Raw genomic sequence first — 15,174 nt, forward strand, 5'->3', positions numbered from 1 at the left:
CCCGTGGATCAGGAGCGTTCGACGCACATGGCGACGCCCATGCCGCCGCCGATGCACAGGGTCGCCAGACCCTTCTTGGCGCCGCGCCGCTTCATCTCGAACAGCAGGGTGTTTAGGATGCGCGCACCGGACGCGCCGATGGGGTGACCGATGGCGATGGCGCCGCCGTTCACGTTCACGATCGCCGGGTTCCAACCCATCTCCTTGTTCACGGCGCAGGCTTGTGCGGCGAACGCCTCGTTCGCCTCGACCAGATCGAGGTCGCCGGGCGCCCAGCCCGCCTTGTCCAGCGCCTTGCGTGACGCGTGGATCGGGCCGAGGCCCATCAGCGCCGGGTCGAGGCCCGCCGTCGCATAGGACACGATCCGTGCCAATGGCTCGATTCCGCGCCGTTCGGCCTCGTCTGCCGTCATGAGAATGACGCCGGCCGCGCCGTCGTTCAAGCCCGATGCGTTCGCCGCCGTCACGGTGCCGTCCTTGGTGAAGGCGGGGCGCAGTTTCGCCATCGCATCCATCGTCGCACCGCTGCGGATGTACTCGTCCGTCTCCATCACCGTCTCGCCCTTGCGGGTCTTGATGGTGAAGGGGATGATCTCGTCCTTGAAGCGGCCGGCGGCCTGCGCAGCCTCGGCCTTGTTCTGCGACCCCACGGCCAGCTCGTCCTGCGCCTCGCGGGTGATCTGGTGCTTTTCTGCCACGTTTTCAGCGGTCTGACCCATGTGATAGCCGTTGAAGGCGTCCCACAGCCCGTCCTTGATCATCGTGTCGATGTAGCTGACATCGCCCATCTTGGTGCCTTGCCGCAGGTTGGCGGCGTGGGGCGACATCGACATGTTCTCCTGCCCGCCGGCGGCGACGATGGTGGCGTCGCCGAGCTGGATGTGCTGCGCCGCGATGGCCACCGCGCGCAGGCCCGACCCGCAGACCTGATTGATCGACCAGGCAGAGGCCGCAATCGGCAGACCCGCGTTGACATGCGCCTGACGCGCGGGGTTCTGACCCTGTGCGGCGGTCAGCACCTGCCCCAGGATCGTCTCGCTGACCTCCAACGGATCGATGCCCGCGCGTTCCACGATGCCCTTCAGCATGGCAGCGCCGAGATCGTGGGCCGGAGTGTTGGCGAAAGACCCGAGGAAGCTGCCGACGGCGGTGCGTCCGGCGGACGCGATCACGACATTGGTCATCAGATACCCTTTCATGCGGTATGGAACCGCGCGACGGGCACACCATGATCGCACCCGGCGCGGATTTGGCCGGAGCCTAGGCCGCACCGAACGAGAGGGCAACGTCTAGCGTTCGTCGATCTCGAACTTCGGCGCCCCGAAATGGTAGCCCTGCAGGCAATCCACCGCGATGCCCTGCAACCATGCCGCGTCGCGGGCATTTTCGACCCCTTCGGCGACGGCGAACATCTCGAACTGATGGGCGACCGTCACCAGCGCCTCGACCAGCACCTGATTGTCCGGGTCGCCGGCGATTCCCTTGACGAAGGATTTGTCGATCTTGACCATGTCGAAGAAGAAATCCTTGAGGTGGCGGAACGCCGTCATCCCGCCGCCGAACCCGTCCAGCGCAAAGGCCACGCCACGGGGCTGCATGTCCTCCATGAACCCCATGACCACCTCGTGCAGGTGCATCGCCGAGGTTTCGCTGATCTCGAAGATCAGGCGCTGGCCCAGCGCGCCGTGTTCCACCAGACCCGCCTCCAGCGTGCGGCGCCAGCGCCAGTCGGCCAACGACCGGGCCGAGACGTTGATCGACAGCCGCATGCCCTGATGCAGGCGCAGCATCCGCAGCGCCAGTTGCAGGGCCAGCGTGTCGATCCGCCGCCCGATCGCCGAATCGGCAACCTGCGGCATGAAGTTCGCGGCCGGGATGACCCGCCCGGCGTCGTCGAGCAGGCGGATCAACCCTTCGTAGAAAGCCACCTTGCCTGGGGTCGCGGTCAGCACGATGGGCTGGAACGCCAGTTGCGCGCGGCCCGCATCCAGCGCCCGCGTCACCAGCGTCGGCGTATCCGCATCGCGGCTCGCAAAGGCGAACTGCAACGGATCGGCATAGTCCTGTTCGCCGTCTGGCAAGGCACTGACGTGGGACTGCGGCATGGCATCTGATCCTGACCGGGGCCTTGTCACCTTGCAGCCGCCATCCTAACACCGGGTTAAGCGCCGCCCCTCCTCCTGCCCGAAAGGATCCTGCCATGACATCCGACCCGTACGGTGTGGCCCGGTGCGGCTGGGCTGGCGATACCCCGGTTTATCAGGCGTATCACGACACCGAATGGGGCGTGCCGGAACGCGACAGCCGCACCCTGTGGGAAAAGCTGATCCTCGACGGCTTTCAGGCCGGGCTGTCATGGATCACGATCCTGAAGAAGCGCGACAATTTCCGCCGCGCCTTTGCCGGGTTCGATCCCGACGTGATCGCCGGGTGGGGCGAAGATGACATCACCCGCCTGCTGGCAGACCCCGGCATCGTGCGCCACCGGGGCAAGATCGCGGCCACCATCGCCAACGCCCGCGCCTGGCAGCGGATCGAGGCGCAGCAAGGCTTTGCCACATTCCTGTGGGATTACGTGGACGGCGTGCCGCTGCAGCCGCACCGCGCCACGCTGGCCCACGTGCCGGCCCAGACGGCGCTGTCGCAGCACATGTCGAAAGACCTCAAGGCGGCGGGGTTCACTTTTTGCGGACCGACGATCACCTATGCGGTGATGCAGGCCTGCGGTCTGGTGAACGATCATGTCGTGACCTGCCATTGCCACGATCCGTTGACGAAAGCCTGACGGGCCGCGCGTCGTATCTGCGGACAAGGTTCAGCGCCAGCGGTCCAATGCCGCCTCGTCCGCATCCTGTGCCGCGACCCAGGCGGCGCCCGTCGCGGACACTTCCTTTTTCCAGAAGGGCGCGCGGGATTTCAGATAGTCCATCAGGAAATCGGCGGCGGCAAAGGCATCAGCCCGGTGCGGGGCGGCGGTGGCGACCATCATAATCGGCGCACCGGGCGGCAGGATGCCGTGGCGGTGGATCACCAGCGCGTCCGTCAAGGCCCATCGCGTCTGCGCCTGTTTCACGATGGCTGCAATCGCGGCCTCTGTCATGCCGGGATAATGCTCGATCATCATGTGGCGCAGCCCGCCAGCCACGTCGCGCACGATCCCGGTAAAGCTGACCACGGCCCCGGCCCCCTGTGCGCCGATGCTGAAGGCATTCAGCTCTGCCCCCGCATCGAACGTCTCGGCCTGTACCCGCACCGCCACCGTCAGCCGCCCGTCATGGGCGGAAAGAACGCCACTTCACGCACGCCCGCCAGCGGCGCGTCGAATGTCGCAAGCGTCTGATCCAGTGCCACCCGCAACGCAGCCGTGTCGGCAAAGGCAGCCGCATACCGCTCTTCGCGGGCGCTCAGCTCTGCCACCAGGTCGGCGACCGTCGCGGCCCCCGTCTCGATCCGCTCGGACGGCACGCCGATCCGTTCGCGCACCCATGCAAAATACAGCACGTCCATCACGCGTCCTTCAGATAGGGCAGCGCCTTGCGGAAATAATCGAACCCGGTCACCAGCGTCAGGACGCCCGCGATCCACAGGACGGTGATGCCCGCATACCAGCTCAGCATCATGCCCCAGTATTTCCATTCCAGCCCGAGTCCCGCCGGAATGTCGCCCGCCAGAACCGCGTCGCGCATCGCCCGGTCCATCCCGAGCGTATCCAGACCGAGGTAATGTTCGAACGCACCTGTCGCGAACAGCAGCGATATGCCGACCATCTGTGCGGTCGTCTTCCACTTGGCCAGCGGCGTGACCTTCAGCAGCCCTGCCTTGGCGCCAAGGAACTCGCGCAGGCCAGACACGAAGACTTCGCGAAAGATGATGAAGGTCGCGGGCAGCAGGATCCACGGATTCATCCCTGAAAAGCCGGCGATCACCAGCAGCGCGATCACCACCATCGCCTTGTCGGCGATGGGGTCCAGCATTGCGCCGAACCGGCTTTCCTGTTTCCACGCGCGGGCAAGGTAGCCATCGACGAAATCGGTCAGCGCCGCGCCGACGAACAGCACGAGGGCGAACCAGTCCGCCCAGGGGCGCTGGAAATACAGGAACATGATTGCGACGCCGGGGGCTGCCAGCAGCCGCAGGATCGTGAGGATATTGGGCAGGTTCATATTCATGTCCCCACCCTAGCCCGCACCCGCACACGATACCAGACGACGCGCGACGTGACCGCCCTCCGGGTCGTCTTCTGGTCGAAAATATCCCGGGGGGAGGAGCCTTGCGACGGGGGGCTGGCCCCCCATCCGCCCGTACGGCCGGGATCAGCCGTTCGCATGGAAGTAATCGTAGATCGTCTGTGCCAGCGTCTGGCTGATGCCGCTGACTGCCGTCAGGTCCGCAAGGTTGGCGCGCGCCACCGCCTTGGCCGACCCGAAATGCGCCAGCAGCGCGCGTTTGCGCCCCGCCCCCACGCCCGGCACGTCGTCCAGCGGTGTCGCCCCGATGGCCTTGGCGCGCTTGGCCCGATGGGTGCCGATGGCGAAACGGTGCACCTCGTCGCGCATCCGCTGCACGAAATAGAGGACCGGATCGTTGTGGCGCAGGGCCATCACGGGCTTGCCGGTGCGGTGGAACTCCTCCTTGCCCGCGTCGCGGTCGATGCCCTTGGCCACGCCGACCATCGGCACATCGCCGACCCCGAGCGTGGTCATGATCTCGCGCACGGCACTCACCTGTCCGGCACCGCCGTCGATCAGCAACAGGTCGGGCCACGTGCCCGCCTTGCGTTCGGGGTCCTCCTTCAGCAGGCGCTGAAAGCGGCGGGTCAGCACCTCCTTCATCATGCCGAAGTCGTCGCCGGGGGTCAGGTCGTCGCCGCGGATGTTGAACTTGCGATACTGGTTCTTGTCGAAGCCGTCGGCCCCCACCACGACCATCGCGCCCACGGCGAAGCTGCCTTGGATGTGGCTGTTGTCATAGACCTCGATCCGCGCAGGCACCTTCGGCAGATCGAAAACCTCCGCCAGACCCTTCAGCAGTTTGCCCTGCGTCGCCGTCTCGCTCATCTTGCGCGCGAGGCTTTCGCGCGCGTTGCGCAGGGCACCCTGCACAAGCTCCGCCTTTTCCCCACGCTGCGGCACGATGATCTCGACCTTGCGGCCCAGCTTTTCGGCCAGCGCCTGCGCCATCAGGTCGTCGCTGTCGAGGCCGTGCGACAGGATCAGCATCTTCGGCGGTTCGCGGTCGGAATAGAACTGGCCGACGAAGGCTTCCATCACCTCGGACGCATCCTCGTCGCCGCTGATCCGGGGGTAGTAGTTGTGATTACCCCAGTTCTGGTTGGCGCGGATGAAGAACACCTGCACGCAGGCCTGCCCGCCGTCGATGTGCAGGCCGATCACGTCCGCCTCCTCCACCCCCTTGGGGTTGATGCCCTGCGCGGTCTGCACCTGCGTCAGCGCCTTGATCCGGTCGCGCATGGCGGCGGCGCGTTCGAACTCCATCGCCTCTGACGCCTTGGCCATCTCGGTGGCCAACGCCTCCTGTATGCCCTTGGTGCGGCCCGACAGGAACGCCTGCGCGTCACGCACGGCGCCTTGGTAATCCTCGCGGCTTACCTTACCGCAGCAGGGACCGGAGCAGCGCTTGATCTGGTATTGCAGGCAGGGCCGCGTCCGCGTCTCGAAATCCTGATCCGAGCAGTTGCGCAGCAGGAACACGCGCTGCAGCTGGTTCAGCGTGCGGTTTACCGCCCCGGCGCCTGCGAAGGGGCCGTAATACGCGCCCTTGTCGGTCTTGGCCCCGCGGTGCTTGCGAATCTGCGGCCAGTCGTGGCCCGTGGTGACGAGGATGTTCGGGAACGACTTGTCGTCGCGCAGCAGCACGTTGTAGCGCGGCTTCAACTGCTTGATAAGGTTCTGTTCGAGCAGCAGCGCCTCGGTTTCCGTGCGCGTCGTCAGCACCATCATCGACTGAGTTTCGCGGATCATTCGCGCGATGCGGCCCGAATGGGGGCCGGGACGGCTATAGTTGCTGACCCGCGCCTTGAGGTTGCGGGCCTTGCCGACATAGAGCACCCGGCTTTCGCCATCGAGCATCCGGTAGACGCCCGGCGAGGAGTCCAGCGTCCGCACGAAAGCCGCGATGCAGGCATAGCCGGTCAACGGCTTCTGCGCCGGCTGCGCCTCGGGTCCGGTCGTCGTGGGGTCTGTCATCAGGCGGTGTCCGTCGGGAAGGATGAGGGCAGGCAGGGCGTGGGTACGGTGGTCGCCGATTCTGCGTCCCGCTGCAACACGCGGGGCTGCCCGGCAAGACATAAGGCATCCACCGAAACTGTGGGTAACTCGGGGGGCACTTTCTTGTGAGGGTCGTTTTCTCCTTGTTTTGCGGGCCGTTCATCAGTGTGCCTTATAAATAGGCATTTTTACAACGCGTTGATTTTGTTGTAAATAATTATGAAGGAATTATGAAGATTGCCTGACGCTGCGTTAATCCGGCACCCGCCCACGGCCCGCGTGTCAGCGTGTATAACTCGCGCAGGTCTCAACCTATTCGAGACCCAGCACATCAGGCGTGGCCCAGGCCAGATGCTGCCCACCGTCCACCGCGATCATCTGCCCCGTGACGGCCTTGGCGTGCAGCAGATAGATCAGGGCGGCGCAGATGTCGTCCGGATCGGCCCCCCGCCCCAGCAGCACGGCGGCGCGCTGACGGGCGAAATGATCCTCCGACTGGCGCGCGCCCTTCAGCGTTGGACCGGGACCGATGCCGTTCACGCGCACACGCGGGGCAAGCGCCTGTGCGGCGGTGCGCGTCAGCGTCCAGAGGGCAGATTTCGCCAACGTGTAGGTAATAAACTCCGGCGTCAGCTTGTGCACGCGCTGGTCGATCATGTTCACGACCAGCCCCTGCGCGACAGGTTCGCCGTGCGCGTCGGTCACCGGGTCGGGCACCTGTGCTGCGAACCCTTGCGTCAGCACGAATGGCGCGCGCAGGTTCGATCCCATGTGGCGGTCCCAGCTGGTGCGGGTCGCCGTGGCGATGTCGTCATGCTCGAAGATCGAGGCGTTGTTGACCAGCACCGTCAGCGGCGTCCGCAGGGCGGCGGTGGCGCGTCCGACCAGACCATGCGTCGCATCCTCGTCCAACAGGTCGGCCTGCAACGTCACCGCCCTGCGACCCTTGGCGCGGACCATCATGGCGGTTTCTTCCGCACCCTCTGCGGACCCTGCATAATGAACGGCGATGTCATGCCCCTGATCCGCAAGGGCCAGCGCCATCGCACGTCCCAACCGGGCCCCTGCCCCCGTCACCAATGCCGTCATCGTCAGCACCCTTTCCGTGTCGTCATGGCCGCCCCCGGCCGCAGGCACAGGGCGATTTGCCAAGGTTGTAGCGTCCGCAGTGCGGACATTTCGCCGCCGCCAGACGGGCGCGGCCCGGATAGCGCCATTTGCCGAACATCCCCAATATCAGGATGAACACCAGAAAGACGACGGCGACCTTGATCAGCATTACAGGCCGAACCGCGCGAAGGCGCTGCGATCCTCGAGGCCAGCAACCGCATCGCCCAAGATCCGCGCGCTGAACCGCGACAGGAACGACCGTTTCGGGCCGTAGCGGCGGAACTGCACGGTATCGCCGTGGCGGGCCTTCATCACCGGGATCATGTGGCCGATGCCGTCGATCAGACCCTTGGCGCGGCCCTTTTCGCCGACCCAGACTTCGCCCGAGAAGATGGCAGGATCGTCGGCCAGCCGCGCCCCGCGCCGGGATTTCACATAGGCGATGAAGATGCCGTGCAGATCATCGAGCCAGCCTTCCAGCTTGGCCACGTCATCGGGCTTTTCGGGGCGGAACGGGTCGAGCATGGATTTCGACGTGCCAGCCGTGTGCACCCGGCGTTCGACGCCGTAGCGCCCGATCAGGTCGTGGAAGCCGAATCCCGCAGAGATGACGCCGATCGACCCTATGAGCGAGCCCACGTCCGCATGGATCTCGTCCGCCGCACAGGCCAGCCAGTAGCCACCGGAGGCGGCCACATCCTCCACGAAGGCCACGACAGGGACCTTGTGTTCGACGCTCAGCCGCTGGATGCGTGCAGCGATCAGCGACGACTGCACGGGACTGCCGCCGGGGCAGTTGATCTGCAGCGCGACGGCGACGGGCTTGCCTTTGGTAAAGGCCCGCTGGAGCGGCGCTGCGAGGGAGGCGTCGTCAAGGCCCCGCCCGGCGGTAGTGATCGCCCCTTGCAGGCGGACGACGTTGACCACGGGGGGCCGGTTCAGGAACGGGATTTTCAGTTTCATACCGCCGATCTAGGGCACCCGGTGCAGGGCAACAAGGGTCGCGGCCTGCGGCACCACGCCCGTCACTGGCGCCCGTTACTGCCTGATCCGCCAGCCGGTGCGGAAGATCCACCAGATCGCCGCAAGGCAGGCCGCCATGAACAGGCTGATCGCCGCCAGCGAAAGGCCCACCGGCACGTCGGCGGTGTCGAAGAACGCCCAGCGAAAGCCTGAGATCAGATAGACGACCGGGTTGAACATGGTGATCGTCTGCCACACGGGCGGCAGCATGCTGACCGAATAGAACGACCCGCCAAGAAACACGAGTGGCGTGATGATGAGCAGCGGGATCAGCTGCAACTGCTCAAAATTGCCAGCCCAGATGCCGATGATGAACCCCAAGAGCGCGAAACTGATGCAGGTCATCACGAGAAAGGCCACCATCCAGACCGGATGCGCCACTGTCACGTCGACGAAGAAGAACGCCGTGGCGAAGATGATCGTGCCGATGAAGAGCGCCTTGGTCGCCGCAGCGCCGACATAGCCGATGGTGATTTCGATGAAGTTCACCGGGGCCGACAGCAGTTCATAGATCGTGCCGATGAACTTGGGGAAGTAGATCCCGAAGCTTGCGTTGCTGGTGGCCTGCGTCATGACCGACAGCATGATTAGGCCCGGCACGATGAACGCGCCGTAGCTGACCCCCTCGACCGTCTCGATCGCACTGCCGATGGCGGTGCCGAACACCACGAAATAGAGCGAGGTCGACAGCACCGGAGAGATCAGCGACTGTGTCAGGGTGCGAAAGAAACGCGCCATCTCGAATCGGTAGATGGCCTTGATGGCGGTCAGGTTCATGCGTCGTCCTTCACGAGGCCCACGAAGATGTCTTCGAGCGAGCTTTGTTGCGTCTGCAGGTCGGCCATCTGCAGGCCTGCCGCGTCCAGATCGTTCAGCAGGGTGCGGATGCCGGTGCGTTCCTGCCGCGCGTCATAGGTGTGAACGAGGGTGCGGCCCTCGTCCTCCAGCGTCAGGTGGTAATGCGCGAGGGCGGCGGGGATGGCGGTCGCGGGCCGGGTCAAGGCGACGCGCAGCTGTTTCTTGCCCATCTGCGCCATCATCTCGGCCTTGTCCTGCACCAGCAGGATCTGGCCCTTGGCGATGACGCCGACGCGGTCGGCGATCGCCTCGGCTTCTTCGATGTAATGGGTGGTCAGGATGATCGTGACGCCGGTGGCCTTCAGGTCGGCCACCACGCGCCACATGTCGCGGCGCAATTCCACATCGACCCCGGCGCTGGGTTCATCGAGGAACAGCACGCGCGGATCATGCGCCAGCGCCTTGGCGATCAGCACGCGGCGTTTCATGCCGCCGGAGAGTTCCTTGACGCGTGCATTCGCCTTGTCGTCCAGCGACAGGGATTTCAGGATCGCCATAACGCGGGCATCGTCGCGCGGCTTGCCGAACAGCCCGCGCGAAAAGGCGACTGTGGCGCGGACCGTCTCGAACGGCTCGAGGTTGATTTCCTGCGGCACGAGGCCGATCAGGCTGCGCGCTTGACGGTATTCCAGCAGCGTGTCGAAACCGCCGACGCTGACCGTGCCGGATGTGGGCACCGTGATGCCGCAGATCGCAGAGATCAGCGTGGTCTTGCCCGCGCCATTGGGGCCCAGCAGGGCCAGGATCTCGCCTTGCTCGATCTCGAGGTTGATCGACTTCAGCGCCTCGAACCCGGTGTCGTAGGTCTTGCGCAGGTTCCTGACGGAGACGATGGCGGGCATGGCGTTCCTTTGGGATGACGCACGGGGCGCGGTCTGACTGCGATGTAGCCCGCAGCGCCGCCCGCGCATAGTCCCCGCGCCGCACACCTCCCGTGCGGCTTGCCGTAACGACAGGCGCGCCTATAGTCGAAAGGGAACGCAACATCGAAGCGAGGATCCGACATGGCTGACAGCGACACCCGACCCGGCCACCGGCTGATGGATCGGCCGGAATACAAGTCCAAGCCCCGCCCCCTGACCCGTGGCCCCGATGTCACCGTTTATGACGCGGTGCGGGCCATGTCCGACAAGAATTACGGCTCGGTCATGATCGTGGACGCCGACGACAAGGTGATCGGCGTGGTGACCGAGCGGGACGTGATGAACAAGCTGGTGGCGCAGGGCCTCGATTCCCGCACGACGAAGCTGAGCGACATCATGACCGCGGAGCCGCGTCTGGCCCGGGAAACCGACGATCTGATCGACTGGATGCGGATCATGTCGAACGAGCGTTTCCGTCGCCTGCCCGTCGTCGATTCGGAAGGCCGGATCAAGGCCGTGTTCACCCAGGGCGATTTCGTGTCCTACAACTGGCCGGACCTCGTGTATCAGGCGCGCGCGATGGCGACCGCGACGGTGACGCGGAACTGGCCCTATTTCCTGATTGGCGGCGGCATCGCGCTGTATTCGATCATCATGGTGATCGTCGTCAGCATGCTGTGAGCCTGCCCGGACCGTCATGGCCGCCGTTGCGTGACATGACGGGCGCCGGTGAAATTTCCTGCATTTCGCTCTGGACGCCCTGTGGGACGGTCGTTATAGCACCCACAGGTTTTCCGACGTAGCTCAGCGGTAGAGCAGTTGACTGTTAATCAATTGGTCGTAGGTTCGATCCCTACCGTCGGAGCCAATTCCCCTTCAAGGTGTTGAAATAGCTCAACTTCGGAGTTTAGCTCCGATGGTTTTGACCGGCATCTCCGCCGATGTTGCACACAGGTTGCACACGGCAGACACCTCGGTTGCACAGGTCCGGTCCGGGTGCCCTCTCTAGGAGGGCAAGATGCATCACCCCAGATACCTTTTTCGCCAAGGACGCCACTTTCACTTCAGGCGCCGGATCCCGGGGTTATCCACATCTATCCGCTCGGTGCAGGTGGCACTGGGGACGACAGATGAAAAAGCGGCGCATACTTGGTCCAGAACACTGACGACAGAGTTCGACGCCATGCTGAACGCCTTCACCTTTTTGCTTCATCCGCTGCCGGAAGAGCTGATTGCATCCTACATCCAGACGCGGATGCAGGTGATCATCGACGACCTGCGCCGCGAGTTGCGGATGGAACGGATGTCCGGGCGCAGGACCTCGCCCCATGCAACCCATCGCGTGCAGCGTGCGGTCCTGCGGGCACTGGTCGAAGACGGTATCGCGCCCGCTCTCGAACCGGCGCGGATCGATCCGTCGTGGACCGCGGATGAAGTGAAGGGTGCCGTGGCCCTTTACGCGAATGATGTCCGGGGATTGCGCGACCAGGATCAGCGCCGGCGCGTGATCAGCGACTTCGAAAACGCCACCGGCGTCAAGGCTGCGTCGCGCGAACACGAATATCAGATCATCGAGGCCCACCTGCAGGCACGGCTCGCAGCCCTGGACGCCGAGCAGGATTGCCGGGACCTGCGTGCGCAGGTCTATGCCGATCTCGCCAAGACGTTCATCAACCCGAGAGAAACACCGCCCCTGTCGCAGTGCGTGAAGTCCTGACCGAAACCGTGACCGCGACACCCGCCACCCTCACCAAATCGCCGGTCGCGGTGCTGCCGAAGCAGCTTCCTACACAATCGATTGAGCCTGCCCGCGCGATCCGCATCATCCCGGACGAACGCAAGATGAGCTTCACGCCCGGCGTCGACGAAATCCAAGAGCCGTTGACGATCGACGCACTTCGTGCGCAACAGGCCCAAGCCGAAGGAGTGGCGCGACACCACGAAAAAGTTGTCGATGGCCCGGACATTGCCGGTGTGTACTGGCGCATGGCGATCACCGACGGGTTGAGCAGGGAAACGGTCGCTCAGCGTGCCGCAAGCCTCCGTCTGTTCTGCCTGATCACAAGCGTTCAGCGTGTCAATGACATCCGTCAGCATCATCTCTCGGCGTTCCGGGATGCCCTCACCGCTTTCCCCGTCCACTTCATGCGATCTGCGGCGGACGGCACAAGGACCATCGAAGAGATCATGGAGCAGGCGCGTTTCATGCCCGACTTCAAAAAGGGAATCCACGTCACCACCCGCCAGCGCCACATCAAGTCGATCGAGCTTCTGCTGGAGCGCGCGGCGTCCGAAGGCCATAATCTGGACCCCGGCCTCAACATCAAAAAGGTCAAACCGAAGGCCAAGGGCAAGGGCGCGAAGCACAAGCAGCGCGCGGTCTTCTCCATCGAGGAGCTGAAGGCGGTCTTCGCCCACAGCCTGTGGCAAGGGGGCCAAAGCCGGGGCAATCGCCATACGCCCGGATCGGTTGTCGTCCGGGATTCCCGTTACTGGATCCCCCTCGTCCTCGCCTATACCGGGGCGCGGCGCGCAGAGATCGCAGGGCTCGCGGCAAGCGATGTCCGGGATATCGAAGGTTATCCCTGCATCGTCACTCAGGCTAACCGGTATCGCACGATCAAAGGTGAAGAACCCGGTGAGACTGACGAGCGTCGCAAGAAGACGCGGATCGTACCCATCCACCCGCACCTCGTCGAACTCGGTTTCTGCGAATACGCCACAGAGATGAAAAAGCGCGGCGCGGAATTGCTGTTGCCGGACATCGTTCCGACGCCACGCAAGGGATCCCGCCGCGCAGCTTGTCCGGACCCGACATTGATGGTCGACAAGTTCGGCGGAGCGATCGACTACATGTGGACAACGGCCTTGAAGAAAGTGCTCGACGGCAATCCGAGGCGGCTCTGCATGCACTCGTTGCGTCACTACGTGAACGACTTCATGCTCTATGCCCCGGACATCATCGACCCCGTCCGGTTCGACATCATCGGCCATGTGCAGTCCGAAGGAGAGGCCATCAACACCGCCGTATATCGTGGCGATGCCCCATTGTCGTTGAAAGTCGAAGCGATCAGGCAGCTACCTCGGCTGTTCTGATCAGCGGGGCATCGGGTCGTCGGTCTGCTTGGGGGTGTCCGGGATCACCTCCACCTTGCAGCCCGCCTCCTGGACAATGCCGTCGAGCACATCGGACCACTTTCCGGACAGATCCTCGTCACCTGTGATGACGACGTGTTCCTTCATGTCGAGGATCGCGCGCTCCCCGGCTGCCCCGATCATCATGATCGCGGTGTCGCCTGCGACGAACCGATGCCGAAGGTGCAGGCCGGCACGACGGGCGAGCCTGTAAATCAGGATGATCCATGCTCCCCGAGAACGTCGCTCCCCATCAGAAATGCCAGGTCGGACTGAAGGCCGTCCAGCTGAGTCCGGAGCCCGGACATTTCCGCCGTCTGCACCATGAACGCCGCCGTCTGCTCCGTCAGTCGCTCCTCGACTTCGACCAGGAGCGTGATCAGGCGCATCGCGAACTCCGTCGTGATGTCCGCCTGGTCGGGTTCGAGGAGCTGGAGCAGCGGGTGCAGCCGCCGCACGTCCTCCCGCGTCTTGTCGAGCATCGCGTGCGTGCGTTCGTAGCCCGTGGTCAGTTCGGTCATATGAGGGTCCTTTCAGGGTGAAGGTAAAATCAGGGAGTTTACAGATCGCCTCGGCGATCCGGCGGAGAACGATGCTCAACGCCATCGCCTGAAGGCGCGCGGCCAGCGCGAGACGTCGCAGGATCAACGCCGACGAGAATGCGCTGCCCGCGAGCCTCGGGTTGATCGCTTTGCCGGTCAGGATATTTCGCGGGATCAGCAGACCGGGACTGTCGTTGGAAACGATCAGGGACCAGGGAGAGCCTCGGGCCCGCAAGGCATCGTTGAGTTCGGATAATGTGACAGGTCGGGACGTGGACATGACCGCATTCAAATCGTCCCCGAACCTTGCCGCCTGTCCGGATTTCCGGCGCGCTCGATCGGAGACGGCAGGCGTCAGAACCAGTTCCGGATCGGGCCGCCACGCGGGTTCCGGCAGTCCGAGGAACTGACACACGTCGCGCTCGATGCGATCCGTTTCGCGGACCGACGTCGCGATCTCGAGATGGCGACCAGTGTAGGTCTGACGTGCGGCAACGATATGGATGTGATCGCAGCGGGTGGCTTCCCTGCCCCACATCACCCAAGGCACCATTTCGGACGGCAGCCCACTAGCGGTCAGAACCCTGCGCGCAACGGCGAGCCAAACGTCGTCGGTCAGGGTCCGACCGACGGGCATTGAAAGCGTCATGTGGACAAGGCCTGCTCCCCTTGGGGCTTCGAACGTCTGGAGCATGTCGCAGGCCTGCCGCCATGTCCTGACTGGTATCGACCCGGAGAGGATCTGGCCGTCCTTCGACAGGTACGACAGGATCGGGTAAGCTTGGTCGGGGAAAGTGGTATGCCGTCTCATCCGGCGTTCCGGACGATAACGGAGTTCAGGGCGGCCTTGGCGCGGCGACCGATCTCGTCGATGTCGTGCGGCTTCAGAAGGTGCAGCCGTCCGGTAGCTGCCCGGTCGATCTGATGGAGCGCGTAGCTGATCCGGGACAGTTCTGCGACGATAGCCTCATCCTTACCGCCTCCGTAGGTCAAAGCCGCGTGCGACATGAACTTCGCCCTCGTCGCGAACCCGTTCATCTTCGCCATGTCGTCGATCCGGGCGGCGACCTCGGGGGCTTGGCGGATCGAGTAAGAGATGGTTTTCACAGGCATGGCCGATCCTCGGTTCGATAATTCAGTTTACCGGTACGGGAGGAGTTGACCGAGGGCGGAGATTTCACCCCAATCGAAACAAAGGCATATTCAAAACGAAAACAATGACTTATCGCCGTCGGGATGAAACAACCAAATCAAGGTGACGGCGCACGTCTTTCGAAGCGGTGACTTTAAGAAAAACAATTTCACGGGAGAACTGAAAAATGACGTCACGCCTTAGGTTCTCAAGATCAGCCTGACAGACCGCGATGGTTTAACGATGACAGAGGTCCAGGACTTCATCGCGGGTAGCGGATGCTC

The 15,174-nt window shown here is 64.0% G+C and carries 18 protein-coding genes and 1 tRNA gene; 5 read left to right on the top strand and 14 right to left on the bottom strand.

The window, feature by feature from the left end; all coding sequences use genetic code 11:
- Positions 1–8 precede the first annotated feature (8 nt).
- Positions 9–1,184 (bottom strand): acetyl-CoA C-acetyltransferase, encoded by a 1,176-nt coding sequence (locus BMX16_RS11335; RefSeq protein ID WP_089903337.1) that lies wholly within the window; start codon positions 1,182–1,184, stop codon positions 9–11.
- Between the two features lie 105 nt (positions 1,185–1,289).
- Complete coding sequence (locus tag BMX16_RS11340; RefSeq protein ID WP_089903340.1) at positions 1,290–2,105, bottom strand: EAL domain-containing protein; 816 nt, start codon at positions 2,103–2,105, stop codon at positions 1,290–1,292.
- Positions 2,106–2,200: 95 nt separating this feature from the next.
- Between BMX16_RS11340 and BMX16_RS11345 the strand changes: the two genes are divergently transcribed.
- Positions 2,201–2,785: a DNA-3-methyladenine glycosylase I gene (locus BMX16_RS11345; protein ID WP_245731500.1), complete on the top strand. Its 585-nt coding sequence runs from the start codon at positions 2,201–2,203 to the stop codon at positions 2,783–2,785.
- A 30-nt stretch (positions 2,786–2,815) separates the two neighbouring features.
- On the opposite strand, the gene BMX16_RS11350 is transcribed toward BMX16_RS11345, so the two are convergent.
- From BMX16_RS11350 to BMX16_RS11385, 9 genes are all read right to left on the bottom strand, one after another.
- Positions 2,816–3,259, bottom strand: a complete 444-nt coding sequence (locus tag BMX16_RS11350) for a molybdenum cofactor biosynthesis protein MoaE (RefSeq protein ID WP_089903343.1) — start codon at positions 3,257–3,259, stop codon at positions 2,816–2,818.
- 2 nt (positions 3,260–3,261) lie between these two features.
- On the bottom strand, positions 3,262–3,507 hold the full coding sequence (gene moaD, locus BMX16_RS11355) for a molybdopterin converting factor subunit 1 (protein ID WP_089903346.1): 246 nt from the start codon (positions 3,505–3,507) through the stop codon (positions 3,262–3,264).
- Entirely contained in the window at positions 3,507–4,169 is a 663-nt protein-coding gene (gene pgsA / locus BMX16_RS11360) for a CDP-diacylglycerol--glycerol-3-phosphate 3-phosphatidyltransferase (protein WP_089903349.1), read from the bottom strand. Before pgsA ends, moaD begins: the two co-directional genes overlap by 1 nt.
- Before the next feature lie 144 nt (positions 4,170–4,313).
- Entirely contained in the window at positions 4,314–6,206 is a 1,893-nt protein-coding gene (uvrC, locus tag BMX16_RS11365; RefSeq protein WP_089903352.1) for an excinuclease ABC subunit UvrC, read from the bottom strand.
- A 333-nt stretch (positions 6,207–6,539) separates the two neighbouring features.
- On the bottom strand, positions 6,540–7,322 hold the full coding sequence (locus BMX16_RS11370) for an SDR family oxidoreductase (protein WP_281242597.1): 783 nt from the start codon (positions 7,320–7,322) through the stop codon (positions 6,540–6,542).
- Positions 7,323–7,338: 16 nt separating this feature from the next.
- Entirely contained in the window at positions 7,339–7,506 is a 168-nt protein-coding gene (locus BMX16_RS17625; protein ID WP_177174639.1) for a hypothetical protein, read from the bottom strand.
- A complete protein-coding gene (locus BMX16_RS11375; RefSeq protein WP_089903357.1) occupies positions 7,506–8,300 on the bottom strand; it encodes a S49 family peptidase in 795 nt (264 codons plus the stop codon). The genes BMX16_RS17625 and BMX16_RS11375 overlap by 1 nt, the downstream gene beginning before the upstream one ends.
- Positions 8,301–8,375: 75 nt before the next feature.
- Positions 8,376–9,137, bottom strand: coding sequence for an ABC transporter permease (locus tag BMX16_RS11380; RefSeq protein ID WP_089903360.1), 762 nt, complete (start codon positions 9,135–9,137; stop codon positions 8,376–8,378).
- Positions 9,134–10,060, bottom strand: a complete 927-nt coding sequence (locus BMX16_RS11385; RefSeq protein WP_089903363.1) for an ABC transporter ATP-binding protein — start codon at positions 10,058–10,060, stop codon at positions 9,134–9,136. The genes BMX16_RS11380 and BMX16_RS11385 overlap by 4 nt, the downstream gene beginning before the upstream one ends.
- A 162-nt stretch (positions 10,061–10,222) precedes the next feature.
- On the opposite strand from BMX16_RS11385, the gene BMX16_RS11390 reads away from it, so the two are divergent.
- The 4 genes from BMX16_RS11390 (at position 10,223) to BMX16_RS11405 (ending at position 13,177) form a co-directional block, all read left to right on the top strand.
- Positions 10,223–10,762, top strand: a complete 540-nt coding sequence (locus BMX16_RS11390; RefSeq protein ID WP_089903367.1) for a CBS domain-containing protein — start codon at positions 10,223–10,225, stop codon at positions 10,760–10,762.
- A gap of 112 nt (positions 10,763–10,874) precedes the next feature.
- Positions 10,875–10,949, top strand: a tRNA-Asn gene (locus BMX16_RS11395).
- 315 nt (positions 10,950–11,264) lie between these two features.
- Positions 11,265–11,798 carry a hypothetical protein gene (locus BMX16_RS11400; RefSeq protein ID WP_089903370.1) on the top strand — a complete coding sequence of 178 codons (534 nt, stop codon included), beginning with the start codon at positions 11,265–11,267 and terminating at the stop codon, positions 11,796–11,798.
- An 8-nt stretch (positions 11,799–11,806) separates the two neighbouring features.
- On the top strand, positions 11,807–13,177 hold the full coding sequence (locus tag BMX16_RS11405) for a site-specific integrase (RefSeq protein WP_143058019.1): 1,371 nt from the start codon (positions 11,807–11,809) through the stop codon (positions 13,175–13,177).
- Here BMX16_RS11405 and BMX16_RS11410 read toward each other — a convergent pair whose 3' ends face one another.
- From BMX16_RS11410 to BMX16_RS11420, 3 genes are all read right to left on the bottom strand, one after another.
- The gene (locus tag BMX16_RS11410) at positions 13,178–13,363 is read right to left on the bottom strand and encodes a hypothetical protein (RefSeq protein ID WP_089903375.1); all 186 of its coding nucleotides are present in this window, start codon (positions 13,361–13,363) and stop codon (positions 13,178–13,180) included.
- 68 nt (positions 13,364–13,431) lie between these two features.
- Positions 13,432–13,737: a hypothetical protein gene (locus tag BMX16_RS11415; RefSeq protein WP_089903378.1), complete on the bottom strand. Its 306-nt coding sequence runs from the start codon at positions 13,735–13,737 to the stop codon at positions 13,432–13,434.
- Positions 13,738–14,565: 828 nt separating this feature from the next.
- Positions 14,566–14,871 (bottom strand): hypothetical protein, encoded by a 306-nt coding sequence (locus tag BMX16_RS11420; protein WP_089903381.1) that lies wholly within the window; start codon positions 14,869–14,871, stop codon positions 14,566–14,568.
- Between the last annotated feature and the right edge of the window lie 303 nt (positions 14,872–15,174).

This window comes from Loktanella fryxellensis, assembly GCF_900110065.1.
GTDB lineage: Bacteria > Pseudomonadota > Alphaproteobacteria > Rhodobacterales > Rhodobacteraceae > Loktanella > Loktanella fryxellensis.

Coding starts and splice junctions, on each gene's coding strand:
- BMX16_RS11410 (WP_089903375.1), bottom strand. CDS start 13,363: ATGATGATCGGGGCAGCCGGGGAGCGCGCGATCCTCGACATGAAGGAA.
- BMX16_RS11335 (WP_089903337.1), bottom strand. CDS start 1,184: ATGACCAATGTCGTGATCGCGTCCGCCGGACGCACCGCCGTCGGCAGC.
- BMX16_RS11385 (WP_089903363.1), bottom strand. CDS start 10,060: ATGCCCGCCATCGTCTCCGTCAGGAACCTGCGCAAGACCTACGACACC.
- BMX16_RS11345 (WP_245731500.1), top strand. CDS start 2,201: ATGACATCCGACCCGTACGGTGTGGCCCGGTGCGGCTGGGCTGGCGAT.
- moaD (WP_089903346.1), bottom strand. CDS start 3,507: ATGGACGTGCTGTATTTTGCATGGGTGCGCGAACGGATCGGCGTGCCG.
- BMX16_RS11400 (WP_089903370.1), top strand. CDS start 11,265: ATGCTGAACGCCTTCACCTTTTTGCTTCATCCGCTGCCGGAAGAGCTG.
- uvrC (WP_089903352.1), bottom strand. CDS start 6,206: ATGACAGACCCCACGACGACCGGACCCGAGGCGCAGCCGGCGCAGAAG.
- BMX16_RS17625 (WP_177174639.1), bottom strand. CDS start 7,506: ATGCTGATCAAGGTCGCCGTCGTCTTTCTGGTGTTCATCCTGATATTG.
- BMX16_RS11415 (WP_089903378.1), bottom strand. CDS start 13,737: ATGACCGAACTGACCACGGGCTACGAACGCACGCACGCGATGCTCGAC.
- pgsA (WP_089903349.1), bottom strand. CDS start 4,169: ATGAATATGAACCTGCCCAATATCCTCACGATCCTGCGGCTGCTGGCA.
- BMX16_RS11340 (WP_089903340.1), bottom strand. CDS start 2,105: ATGCCGCAGTCCCACGTCAGTGCCTTGCCAGACGGCGAACAGGACTAT.
- BMX16_RS11375 (WP_089903357.1), bottom strand. CDS start 8,300: ATGAAACTGAAAATCCCGTTCCTGAACCGGCCCCCCGTGGTCAACGTC.
- BMX16_RS11420 (WP_089903381.1), bottom strand. CDS start 14,871: ATGCCTGTGAAAACCATCTCTTACTCGATCCGCCAAGCCCCCGAGGTC.
- BMX16_RS11380 (WP_089903360.1), bottom strand. CDS start 9,137: ATGAACCTGACCGCCATCAAGGCCATCTACCGATTCGAGATGGCGCGT.
- BMX16_RS11390 (WP_089903367.1), top strand. CDS start 10,223: ATGGCTGACAGCGACACCCGACCCGGCCACCGGCTGATGGATCGGCCG.